This is a genomic window from Acetobacterium fimetarium, from assembly GCF_014284475.1.
Taxonomy (GTDB): Bacteria; Bacillota; Clostridia; order Eubacteriales; family Eubacteriaceae; genus Acetobacterium; species Acetobacterium fimetarium.
In genome coordinates this window covers 117,414-129,676 of sequence record NZ_WJBC01000003.1, presented here as the reverse complement: position 1 = coordinate 129,676, position 12,263 = coordinate 117,414, and the positions used below count along the sequence as shown (strand labels likewise).

Annotated in this window: 11 protein-coding genes; 10 read left to right on the top strand and 1 reads right to left on the bottom strand. The window is 43.4% G+C overall.

The window, feature by feature from the left end:
• Nucleotides 1-55 precede the first annotated feature (55 nt).
• Both GH808_RS03325 and GH808_RS03320 read left to right on the top strand, forming a co-directional pair.
• Complete coding sequence (locus GH808_RS03325) at nt 56-1,255, top strand: iron-sulfur cluster carrier protein MrpORP (protein WP_186841373.1); 1,200 nt, start codon at nt 56-58, stop codon at nt 1,253-1,255.
• 82 nt (nt 1,256-1,337) lie between these two features.
• A complete protein-coding gene (locus GH808_RS03320) occupies nt 1,338-1,805 on the top strand; it encodes a C-GCAxxG-C-C family protein (RefSeq protein WP_186841372.1) in 468 nt (155 codons plus the stop codon).
• A 151-nt stretch (nt 1,806-1,956) separates the two neighbouring features.
• On the opposite strand, the gene GH808_RS03315 is transcribed toward GH808_RS03320, so the two are convergent.
• Nucleotides 1,957-2,613 carry a Crp/Fnr family transcriptional regulator gene (locus tag GH808_RS03315; protein WP_186841371.1) on the bottom strand — a complete coding sequence of 219 codons (657 nt, stop codon included), beginning with the start codon at nt 2,611-2,613 and terminating at the stop codon, nt 1,957-1,959.
• A gap of 176 nt (nt 2,614-2,789) precedes the next feature.
• Between GH808_RS03315 and GH808_RS03310 the strand changes: the two genes are divergently transcribed.
• The 8 genes from GH808_RS03310 (at nt 2,790) to acsC (ending at nt 12,259) form a co-directional block, all read left to right on the top strand.
• Complete coding sequence (locus GH808_RS03310) at nt 2,790-3,581, top strand: ATP-binding protein (RefSeq protein WP_186841370.1); 792 nt, start codon at nt 2,790-2,792, stop codon at nt 3,579-3,581.
• A gap of 115 nt (nt 3,582-3,696) precedes the next feature.
• Nucleotides 3,697-5,256 carry a hydroxylamine reductase gene (hcp, locus tag GH808_RS03305; RefSeq protein ID WP_186841369.1) on the top strand — a complete coding sequence of 520 codons (1,560 nt, stop codon included), beginning with the start codon at nt 3,697-3,699 and terminating at the stop codon, nt 5,254-5,256.
• A 419-nt stretch (nt 5,257-5,675) separates the two neighbouring features.
• Complete coding sequence (locus tag GH808_RS03300; RefSeq protein WP_186841368.1) at nt 5,676-6,458, top strand: ATP-binding protein; 783 nt, start codon at nt 5,676-5,678, stop codon at nt 6,456-6,458.
• 96 nt (nt 6,459-6,554) lie between these two features.
• Nucleotides 6,555-8,480 carry a corrinoid activation/regeneration protein AcsV gene (acsV, locus tag GH808_RS03295; protein ID WP_186841367.1) on the top strand — a complete coding sequence of 642 codons (1,926 nt, stop codon included), beginning with the start codon at nt 6,555-6,557 and terminating at the stop codon, nt 8,478-8,480.
• A gap of 15 nt (nt 8,481-8,495) precedes the next feature.
• Nucleotides 8,496-9,143, top strand: coding sequence for a DUF3786 domain-containing protein (locus tag GH808_RS03290; RefSeq protein WP_186841366.1), 648 nt, complete (start codon nt 8,496-8,498; stop codon nt 9,141-9,143).
• The gene (locus GH808_RS03285) at nt 9,143-9,784 is read left to right on the top strand and encodes a DUF3786 domain-containing protein (protein ID WP_186841365.1); all 642 of its coding nucleotides are present in this window, start codon (nt 9,143-9,145) and stop codon (nt 9,782-9,784) included. The genes GH808_RS03290 and GH808_RS03285 overlap by 1 nt, the downstream gene beginning before the upstream one ends.
• Nucleotides 9,785-9,963: 179 nt before the next feature.
• Nucleotides 9,964-10,899: an acetyl-CoA decarbonylase/synthase complex subunit delta gene (gene acsD, locus GH808_RS03280; RefSeq protein WP_186841364.1), complete on the top strand. Its 936-nt coding sequence runs from the start codon at nt 9,964-9,966 to the stop codon at nt 10,897-10,899.
• Nucleotides 10,900-10,918: 19 nt separating this feature from the next.
• On the top strand, nt 10,919-12,259 hold the full coding sequence (acsC, locus tag GH808_RS03275) for an acetyl-CoA decarbonylase/synthase complex subunit gamma (RefSeq protein ID WP_186841363.1): 1,341 nt from the start codon (nt 10,919-10,921) through the stop codon (nt 12,257-12,259).
• The last annotated feature ends 4 nt before the right edge of the window (nt 12,260-12,263 follow it).

Below are 12,263 nucleotides of genomic sequence, written 5' to 3'. Positions count from 1 at the left end.
GTTTATCGATATTAGACAAACTTAAGATAAAATCTAAAAAAGAGGAGAATAGTGTATGAGTGAAACGTGCAGCCAAACGTGTGGCACATGTGATGATGATTGTGATGAAAGAAAAGAGAATCCCGTGGATTTCTCTGAAAAGCCTCATGATTTGAGTAACATTAAAAAAGTAATCGGTGTGGTCAGTGGAAAAGGCGGGGTAGGCAAATCCCTGGTGACATCTTTGATGGCAGTAACCATGAATCGGAGAGGCTACAAAGTGGCCATCCTGGATGCTGACATCACGGGACCTTCGATTCCCAAAGCTTTTGGAATCCATTCAAAGGCGATTCCATCTGAATTGGGATTATTTCCTTCACCAAGCAAAACAGGGATCGACGTCATGTCGATCAATCTGCTGCTGAAAAATGAAACCGATCCGGTGATCTGGCGCGGTCCGATCATTGCCAACACCGTTAAACAATTTTGGACAGATGTCATTTGGGGTGATGTGGACTATATGTTTGTGGATATGCCGCCAGGAACAGGGGATGTGCCTTTAACGGTATTCCAATCACTGCCGGTAGATGGCATTATCATTGTAACTTCGCCCCAGGAACTGGTTTCAATGATTGTATCAAAAGCGGTCAATATGGCAGCAGCGATGAATATTCCAGTCATCGGTCTGATTGAAAATATGTCGTATTTTGAATGCCCGGATTGCGGCAAAAAGCATCAGCTGTTTGGTGACAGCCATATTGAAGAAGTAGCAAAAATGCATGGGATTGATTTGATTGCTAAAATGCCAATTGAGTCAAGTTTGGCAGGTGCCTGCGATAAAGGCATGATTGAATTGTTTGATGGAACATGGCTTGATAAGATAGCCGATAATTTAGAAACGAATGGAGAAAAGAAAATGAAAATTGCAGTTGCAAGCGATAATGGTATGGTAACAGGTCATTTTGGCCATTGTGAAAGTTTTATGATTTATGATACGGTTGATAATCAAATTGTAAAAAGAGAAGTGGTTGCCAATCCCGGACATAAACCAGGTTTTCTGCCTAACTATTTAAATGATATGGGTGTCAATGTCATTATTTCCGGTGGCATGGGTGGCGGAGCAGTCGATATTTTCAATGAAAAAAATATTGAAGTGATTGTCGGAGCCACTGGCAAGGCTGAAGATTCAGCAAATAGTTATTTAAAAGGAATGCTTCAATCCACCGGTTCTGTTTGCCATGAACATCAGCACAGTGATGAATGCGGTGAACATTAAGCAGTCGGGTATTGTAACCGGATCGCGGATTATTCCGAAAATGCTTTTGAATCAAGAAAGTTGATGACAGGAGAAATGAAGTTTGAGCAAACATTCAGATCTGGCCAGAGAGTTGTTTAGAAAAGGCTATAATTGTTCCCAATCGGTCTTTGCGGCTTTCGGTGATGAAACCAAAATGGATATGGACACGGCGCTGAAGATTTCATCTTCTTTTGGCGGTGGAATGGGCAGACTGCGTGAAGTGTGCGGGGCGGTGTCGGCAATGTTTATGATTGCCGGAATAAAATATGGCTATACCAGTCCACAGGATGATACTGCCAAAGCCGAACATTATCAGCTGATCCAGATGCTGGCATGCCGATTTAAAGAGAATAACGGTTCCTATATCTGCCGCGAGCTGTTAGGGTTACCGGGAACAGACAGCCCCGTGCCGCAGGAAAGAACAAATGAATACTATCAGACGCGGCCCTGCGAGCAATTGGTTGGTGATGCCGCTGAAATACTGGATGAATTGATCAGCGGCAAATCGCTGCCGGAAGAAAATGAGTGAAGTGAAGAAGCAGCAATCCCGTCGCTGAGTGAAAAATCTGAGCTTGCCGTTGAAACCGTAGGCGTTATATCAGCAAGATAAAAAAAAGCGTATCGATAGCGAATGTAGCTATCGGTACGCTTTTTTTCATCCTGGACTTAGGGAATGCCGGTTATAAAAGCCGGAAATGCTGGTTCTGGTATTCAATGGTCCCGTCTTTCTTCAGCTGCGAAAGAACCCGGGACAGAGCGCTCCGGTCAACACACAGAAAATCAGCCAGTTCATTGCGGCTGAAGGGAATCTCAAATTCGAGACTCCCTTTTTTTTCGGCCTGCAGGCCCAGGTAGGAAAGCACCTTATCCCGGATTGTCCGCTGTGAGAGCAATTGATTCTTGCTGCTGAGCAGGATGTTTTTGCGGGCCAGAATTTTCAACAGGTTTTCCATGAGCTGACTGTGAAAAATGCAGCTGTTGGGACAGGTGCTGATGATCCGTTCAATGGCGAGAAACATGATGCGGCAGTTGGATTTAGCCAGAATCGTGACCGGACTTTCCTTGATTCCGGCACTGGCGAAAGCTTCTCCGAAAATGTGGCCGGGCTTCAACTCGGTCAGAATCGAACGGTTGCCGTAATAGTCTTCCTGAATGATCTGCACTTCACCGGACAACACAACCCCGACCGAAGTAACGGGCTGTCCGGTCATCAAGATGATTTCGCCGCGGTCATATTTTTTTTCTTCGCTCCCCAGACACTGCAGCATGTCTTCGAGTTTGTCATCGATGGCGTCAAAGAGCTTAACTTTTCTCAAAATTTCAACATTATTATTCATTTTTTTAATTTATTTCCTTTTACGTTGCATATGCAACTGTTATTATGGGTAGATTATATTATGATTGGTTCAAGAAATCAATAGATATCACGAAACGATAGCGAAGAACGTCGGCAAAGTTAACGTAGTACCGGCAACCTGAGATATCAAAAACTGAAATCGATCGGAGGAAAAAAATGATACGCAGAGTAATTTCAATAGACAAAGAAAAATGTAATGGCTGTGGACTGTGTGCTGAGGCCTGCCATGAAGGGGCAATTGGAATCGTTGACGGTGTGGCGACACTGCTGAGAGACGACTATTGCGATGGACTGGGCGACTGTCTGCCGACTTGTCCAACCGGCGCCATTACCTTTGTGGAACGGGAAGCAGCAGCCTATGACGAAGCGGCCGTTCAGGAAAACATGAAAAAGAAGAAAGCTGCGACCGGGTGTCCTGGAACGCATGCTAAAAAAATTGAAAGAGAACCCGTCCAAGAGGACGATGGCCTGGAACCTTTGGCCTGCGGTTGCCCGGGATCATCATCTCAAGCGATTGTTCGGGAAGCAAACGCCGGCGCAAGTGAAAGCAGCAATGCATCAGCCGGAGCGGCTCCGGCATCGCAGCTCAGCCAATGGCCGGTTCAGATCAAGCTGGTGCCAGTAAACGCCCCCTACTTCAATGGTGCCCATCTGCTGGTAGCGGCAGACTGCACAGCCTATGCCTACGGCGATTTTCATAACCGCTTTATCAAAAACAGAGTAACCCTGATCGGCTGTCCCAAACTGGACGCCGTTGACTACGCCGAAAAACTGACAGAAATAATAAAACTAAATGACATCAAAAGCATTACCGTGGTGCGCATGGAAGTGCCCTGCTGCGGCGGCCTGGTGGTAGCCGTCACCAGTGCGATGAAGAATGCCGGAAAAATGATTCCGTGGCAGATATTGACCGTCACCTCGGATGGACAGGTTTTAGAAAACGCATAACTGCGTGATTATTTCCTTGAAACTGGGGTATGAACACACAAGATAAAGATTACTTCCCGCTTTTAGCGGGTTGAGGCCTTGCAAAAGGCCAAATAATAAAGGAAGAGGTAAAAAGATGAAAGATATGTTTTGTTTTCAATGTGAACAAACAGCCAAAGGAACCGGCTGTGAAGTAAAAGGGGTTTGCGGAAAAACTGCACCCACTGCTGGTCTGCAGGATAAACTGGTTGGAGCAACCATTGGTCTAGCTCGGGCCGTACAAAAAACGAAAGCCACCGAAGCCACTGATGTCTGTATCAAGAAAGCCTTATTCACAACGGTTACCAACGTTAATTTTGATAATGAAAGCCTCACCAAAATGATTGCCTGTGTTGAAAAAAAGAAGGCCGAATTGGATCCAAGCGCAGAAAATTATGATATGGCCAAACTATGGGAAGATAATGAAGATATCCGCTCATTAAAAACCCTGATTCTTTTAGGCATTAAAGGTGTGGCTGCTTATGCTCATCATGCTGAAGTTCTGGGATTCAGAGATCCGGTTGTCGATGCATTCTTTTATAAAGCACTGGTTGCCATCGGATCGGCTGATGCGGGAATGAATGATCTGCTGCCGCTTGTGCTGGAAACTGGAACAGTCAATCTCGCCTGCATGGGTCTGCTGGATAAAGCCAATACCGAAACCTATGGGACACCGGTTCCGACAGAAGTGCCACTGACCATTGAAAAAGGACCATTTATCATCATTACCGGGCATGATTTACGGGATCTGCATCTGCTGCTGGAACAGACCAAAGGCAAAGGTATCAATATCTACACTCATGGCGAAATGCTGCCAGCCCACGCCTATCCAGGACTTAAAAAATATCCGCAGCTCAAAGGAAACTTCGGGACGGCATGGCAGAATCAGCAGAAAGAATTCGCCGATGTGCCAGCTCCGATTCTTTATACCACCAACTGCATTATGCCGGTAAAAGACAGTTATGCTGACCGTGTTTTCACGACGGATGTTGTTCAGTATCCATCAATGGTACACATTGGTGACGAAAAAGACTTTACACCAGTGATTGAAAAAGCACTGGCTCTGGGCGGCTATAAAGAAGACAAGGAAATGACCGGAATCAACGGCGGGAAAAAATTATTGACCGGATTTGGACACGGAACCGTTCTGGGCGTGGCCGATAAAGTCATCGAAGCGGTTAAAGCCGGAGACATCAAACATTTCTTCCTGGTTGCCGGATGTGACGGCGCTAAACCGGGCCGTAATTACTACACCGAATTTGTTGAGAAAACACCCAAGGATACTATCGTGTTGACTCTTGCCTGCGGCAAGTTCCGCTTTAACGATCTGGATCTTGGTACCATCGGCGGCTTGCCGCGACTGATGGATATGGGCCAATGCAATGATGCCTACTCAGCCATTCAGGTAGCCGTTGCTCTGGCGGATGCGTTCAAATGCGGCGTCAATGAGCTGCCACTGAGCATGGTACTTTCCTGGTATGAACAAAAAGCAGTTTGTATTCTGCTCACGCTGTTGTCACTGGGCATCAAAAACATCTTATTGGGACCATCACTGCCAGCGTTCATTTCGCCAAATGTGCTGAATGTACTGGTTGAAAATTATAACATCGGGCCGATCTCAACACCAGAAGCTGACATGGCAAAACTTTTATCGTAAGATCGTAATAAATATCAAAAAACCTCACTAAAACTGTTGTTTTTAAAAATGCCATATCCCGAATTTTCGGGGATATGGCATTTTTGTTTAAAGACGGGCAAAAAATAAACCTTTTCATGAGCCGGGCATCATCGTTGCCGGCGTTTGAATTGTTCATGATAACCGCCTTTAGGTAAACAGTCAAAATAATGCAAAAGAGTGGCTTTTTACGACGATTATCGTCAGATTAAATTGTCTTTTATCAGACAAAGTTCTATTGTAAAATTAGAATGATTATGGTATGATAACCCTGTCGATACATATATATACAAGTCGACGAAAATACAAATATTTCCTGTTGTAAGATTTGTCAAAATAACATAGACTAGTCTAAGAACGAAACAATAGGGAAAATATAAAATATCTCGGAGGAAAATAAAATGTCTTTTAATATTGCTATTGCGGGTAAAGGCGGAGTTGGTAAAACAAGTCTTACCGGTATGCTAATCGAATATTTAGTTGAAGCGGGATTGGGTCCGATTTTAGCCGTCGATGCCGACGCCAACGCCAACTTAAATGAAGTGCTTGGAGAAGAAGTTGATATCTCAATTGGACAAATAAAAGAAGAAATTAACAAAGCTGAGGTTGACGGTGTTCCTTTGCCTACCGGTGTTACAAAAGCGGACTTTATGCAATTGCGTTTAAATCAGGCGGTTGCTGAAAGTAACGGCTATGATCTGCTGGTAATGGGGCGGGGCCAGGGTGCCGGATGTTACTGTTATGTAAACGGAATCCTGAAAACACAACTGGATGTTCTGGCAAAAAATTATGAATATCTGATCGTTGACAATGAAGCCGGCATGGAACACTTAAGCCGGGGAACTTTAGGCAAAATTGATATGCTGATTCTTGTGAGCGACTGTTCACGCCGCGGCATTCAGGCAGTTGGACGGATCAGAGACCTGGTTGAAGAACTTAAGTTAAAAGTACCGACGGTTAAGCTGATTGTCAACCGCGCACCAGGCGGTGTTCTCAACGCCGGAACAGCGGAAGAAATTGAAAAAGAAAAACTGGATCTGATTGGCGTTGTACCGATGGATCAAAATGTTTTTGAATATGATTCCTACGGAAAACCTTTAGTTGACCTGCCGGCAGATTCGCCGGCCAAAGCGGCGCTGAGAGAAATCGTCGATAAGCTGGAGATCATTAAAAATAAAAAATAAAGAAAGCTTCAGATGGTTGGATTCAGGCCGGCAAACTGGCAACCTGAGTCCAGTCTGAAATCTTTTTACGAAGACTGCGGAAAAGGGGAGATGAAAATGAAAAAGGTACGGTTTAATATAAAAGGCAAAAGAACGGTTGAATTAGTTGCCACTGATGATGAAAATTTACTGGATGCAGCTAGAAGAGCCGGTGTGATGATCGATTCTCCCTGTAATGGGAATGCCACCTGCGGCAAATGCAAAGTGAAAATAGTGTCCGGCCATGTCAAAACGACGGAAACCAGACATATTTCGGAAGAAGAAATGGCACAGGGGATGGTTCTTTCCTGTAATTCGACAATTGTTGACGATATCGAGGTGGAAGTTCCTGATCTGGCATCATCGTTTGTAAACGAAATGCAGATAACCGATCTTTCCAAAAATGAAAATGACAACATCAAACATGTCCGAAAAAAACTGATAAAAAACGGCATGACCAATGCCAGTCGGCTATGGTCGGAGATCATCCAACTGAATCATCCAACGGTTGAAGACAACATGGCCGATGAAGACCGCTTGAAACAGTATTTCAAACTGAAATTAGGCTATAACGACATCACCCTGAGCCTGAATGTGATGAAGAAGCTGCCGGACGCTTTCAGAGAAAATGGATTTGAAATAGAAGTTGTTTATCTGAAACGCAGGGATGTGGCAGAAATTCTGGATGTTAAGCCGGCAAATGGAAATAAAGCGGTACTGTACGGAATCGCCCTGGATATCGGGACGACTTCCGTTTCAGCCTGCCTGGTGAATATGGACACCAATGAGATTATCACAAAAGTCTCAATGGGAAATGCCCAGGTAAAATACGGCGCCGACGTGATCAACCGGATTGTCTATTCACAAAAACCCGGCGGACTGGAAAATCTCCGTCACGCCATTGTGGATGAAAGCATCAATAAGCTGATCGAAAAACTGGTGAAAGGTGCCGGAATACACAAAGAAGATATTTACGAGGTTTGTGCTGCCGGCAATACGACCATGAACCATTTGCTGTTGGGCGTGAACCCGGACTATTTAAGAAAAGAACCCTTTATTCCGGCCATCAACGTAATACCGGAAATGAAGTGTGCCGAGCTGGGCATCAACATCAATCCGGAAGGGAAAATATATCTGGCCCCATCGGTCGCCAGTTATGTAGGCGGCGATATTACCGCCGGCGTTTTTGCCGTGCCGATCTGGATTCAGGAAGGATTCAGCATGCTGGTGGATTTGGGGACAAACGGCGAGATCGTTTTCGGTAATAAAGACTTTCTGATGACCTGCGCCTGTTCGGCAGGACCGGCTTTTGAAGGCGGAGAAATCAGCTGCGGAACCCGTGCGGTTCCCGGTGCGATTGAAGAAGTGATCATCAATGATGAAGATTTAAGGCCTTTTTACAATACCATCGGTCATCTCAGCCCCGTCGGGATTTGCGGTTCAGGGATTATTGATTTAATCTGTGAAATGAAGCGCACCGGCATCATTAACGGCAAAGGCCGAATGGATCGGACCTTGAATCACCCCCGTATTCGTTTTGATGAATACGGAATCGGACAATATATTTTATACTCAAAAGAACTGGACAACGGCACCAAGGATATTTTTATCACAGAGATTGACATCGATAGTTTTATAAAAGCTAAAGGCGCCGTCTTCTCGGCGATATATACCTTGATGGAGAGTCTTGAAATGCCCATCGATGTGCTGGATAACATTTACGTTGCCGGCGGCATCGGCACCAATCTGGATATCGAAAATGCCATTGCTTTAGGGATGCTGCCGGATATTCCGGTGGAAAAATACTACTATATCGGAAACAGCTCGATGCAGGGCTGCTATCTGGCTCTGACCCTGACTGAAGGAAAAGACAAGATCAGAGAAATCTCTAAAAATATGACTTATATGGAATTAAGCGTTCATCCAACCTACATGGATGAATTCATATCAGCCTGCTTTATTCCTCATACAAATTTGAAATTATTTCCTTCTGTTGGAAACTGAAACTAGGAGAACTAAATGGAAATTAACTTACGGGATGAAGCCGCAATTGAAGAAAAAAGAAAAGACAAAATACCATACGAACATTATAAATCTTTATTGAAAGATAATGATCCTCAGGAAATATCAAAACTGAGCACCTGCCCCTACGATGAAGCAGCGAAAACATTTCTTGTCACTGTGATGGGGGCGCCATACCAGGTGGCTTATCCACAGGGGGATGTGACGGATTCTGATGGCCAGGATTTTGACAATTATAAACTCAAAACCATGATTTTAAGATACCTGATCAATGCCAAGGGGGTTCCAGCGACCGGGCAAACCATTGCCTATCGGGATGTTTCCGGCGGCAATGTTTACTTTGCCTGTTTTGAAGGCCGTTGCCTGAAGCGTTTTGCCTTTACCTTCAACTACGATGTCGAAGGGCTGAAGAAAGCCATGGCATCGATCGATGCCCAGCCGCTGACAACCGGGGATCTGTCCTGGCGATTTGAGGTCATTAACAATATGTTCATGACCGTCATACTCTGGCTTGGTGATGATGAATTCCCACCCGAGGCGCAAATTCTGTTTGACGCTAATTTCCCGTCGGCTTTCAGTGCTGAAGACATGGCGGTAATGGGGGATATATTCATTCCGATCTTAAAAGAACTCAGTAAAAAATAATGAAACAGTCAAAAATAAAGGAAATTGATCCACACTTTTCCGAAAACAGCTATTTAGTCAATCGGGATCTGCTTAAAAATTTTGATCCGGTTATAATGTCAGAAAAATCTCAGTGCCGATATGATCAGGCTCAGGGAATTTTTGAAATAGAAGTGCTGGGAGAGCACTACCAAGTTCATTATCCCAGTGGCGATGTTTTTAATTGCGAAGGAAAGGAATTTGATAATTATTCAGTAAAAATCATTATTCTCAGATATCTGATGAATGCCGAGAGTAAAGCGAACGATACTGAATTGATCAGTTATAAGGAATTTCCGGATGGAGCATTATATTATCCTAATTTTTATAAACGCTGCATTCAGGTTTTTGCAGCGATCGGAAATGAAATGCCGGATGCACTCAAGCAATATATGGAGACGGTCAAAGCCGTCTCCCTGGAAAAGGGCGATCTTTCCTGGCAGTTTTCGGTAATGCCGGGGGTAAGGGTTGCCTGTATCTTCTGGTTTGGCGATGATGAATTTGAACCGGAAGCGCAGATTTTGTTTGACAAAAATTTGACAAAAGTGTTTAATATCAAAGATTTGGCAATTCTTGGGGATGTATTCATCATTTCATTGAAAACCTTTGCGTTCTCGTTATAAAATGCAAAAAAATATCGAAAACTAATTGACAAACTTTTAACTAATATAGTACAATCTGTGTATACTTATATATACAGGTTAATAGTTGTAATATGTAATGGTTTTAGCTTGGTTTTAAAGTGTCGTGCTTTGAAATAAATAATTTGAAAAAAGGTAACAGGTTAGGAGGTAACAGAGAAATGCCATACAAAAAAACAGAACAAAAATTCAATGGCAAGATCGGCGTATGCGAAATAGGTGCTGGAGATGCAGCTATTAGTATAGGCGGAGAAAAAACATTACCATTTTTAGGCGGTGAAGGATTCAAAACTGCAGTTGGTATTGCAATCACAGATTCCCCAGAAGATTGGGAAGGTTGTTTTGCAGCCGTTTATGGTGATGACATGAAAGATCCAGCAGCTTTCGCAAAAGCAGCAGTAGAAAAATCAGGTGCTGACTTTGTGCTGGTTAAACTAGCAAGTGCAGATCCAAACGGAGCTGACAATTCAGTTGAAAACTGTGTTGCTACAGCAGCAGCAGTTGAAGCTGCTGTTAATGTACCAGTTGTTATAGAAGGATGCAAAAATGCTGAAAAAGATGCTAAGTTACTGGAAGCAGTAGCAAAAACACTTGAAGGCAAAAATGTAGTTCTATTCTCAGCAGTAGAAGACAACTACAAAACAATCGGTGCTGCCGGCGGAATGGCTTATGGCCAAAAAGTATCTGCTGAATCAGCAGTAGATATCAACCTTGCAAAACAATTAAATATTCTTTTAACACAATTGGGTGTTAAACCACAAGATATCGTTATGGATGTTGGATCAGCAGCTGCCGGTTACGGATTTGAATATGTTGCTTCAACAATGGATCGTATTCGCTTAGCAGGCTTAGGTCAAAACGATGATAGTTTACAGATGCCAATTATGACAGACGTTTCCAATGACTCTTGGGGCGTAAAAGAAGCCGTATTCACAGAAGCAGAAGCACCAGAATGGGGCAGCCAGGAAAATCGTGGTATCGGTATGGAAATTGCAACTGCATCTGCATGTGTAATCGGCGGATCAAATGCAATCATCGTTAGACATCCAGAATCAGCTAAAACCATCAAAAGCATGGTTGCTGGATTACTAGGTTAAGAAAGGAAGGCGAATACAAATGGCAGTAAAAGGTTTAGATATATTTAAACTCACTCCAAAATCAAACTGTAAAGAGTGTGGTTTCCCAACATGTATGGCTTTCTCTATGAAAGCTGCTACAGGAGCAGTTCCCATCGAAAAATGTCCATACATTTCAGAAGAATCAAAAGCAATTTTATCAGAAGCAACAGCTCCTCCAATGAAAACAATCAAAGTTGGTAATGGCGATGCTGAAAGAACTCTTGGTGGCGAAACTGTTTTATTCAGACATGAAAAAACTTTGGTTAACAAAAACTTGTTTGCAGTTGAATTATCAGATGCACAAAGTGATGCTGATGTTGATGCAGCTTTCGCAAAACTGGCTAAAGTTAACTATGACCGTATCGGTGAAATGATGTTTGTTGAAGTAGTTGCAGTTCGTTTTGCAGCTGATCAGGCAAAATTCGTTGCATTGGTTAAAAAAGTTGCTGATGCTGGCAAAATTCCAATGATCGTAACCACTGATGCTGAAGTAGCAAAAGCAGCTGTTGCAGTTGCCGGCGCTAAAGCAATCATCATGGGCGCAACTAAAGATAATGCTGCCGCAATGGTAGACGTAGCCAAAGCTGCTGATGCAGTTCTTGGTGTTTCTGCAGACAGCATTGAAGCATTACATGATTTAGTTGAATCAATCGAAAAATTAGGATACAAAAATCTTGTCTTAAACGTTGGCGAAACTTCTATCAAAGAAGCTTTCACAAACGCTGTCGATATCCGTACAGCTGCAATCAAAGGCGACGACCGTACTTTCGGTTATCCTTCAGTTGTTTTCACAAACAAACTGGCACCTGGCGACACCAACATGCAAATTGCTTTAGCTTCTGCATTCCTGCTTCGTTACGGTTCAATCATCGTTATGGAAGAAATGGACTTCAATGCAGCATTGCCACTGTTTGGTTTAAGACAAAATATCTTCACAGATCCACAAAAACCAATGCGTGTTGAACCTAAGGTTTATGAATTCAATAAACCAACAGGTAAAGATCCAGTACTCGTAACGGTTGACTTCGCACTGTCTTACTTCGTAGTAGCCGGCGAAATCGATCGTTCTAAAGTACCTGCTTACCTGGCAATTCCAGATGCTGGTGGTTACTCAGTACTGACAGCTTGGGCTGCTGGTAAATTTGGCTCAAACGTTATTGCTAACTTTATCAAAGAAAACAACGTTGCAGATCTGACAACATCCCGTAAGTTAGTATTACCAGGTAAAGTTGCCGTACTTCAAGGTGATTTAGCTGAATTACTGCCTGAATGGGAAGTAGTTGTAGGACCTACAGAAGCTATGCAGATTCCTAAATTCTTAAAGGATTTACAAGCTTAATATC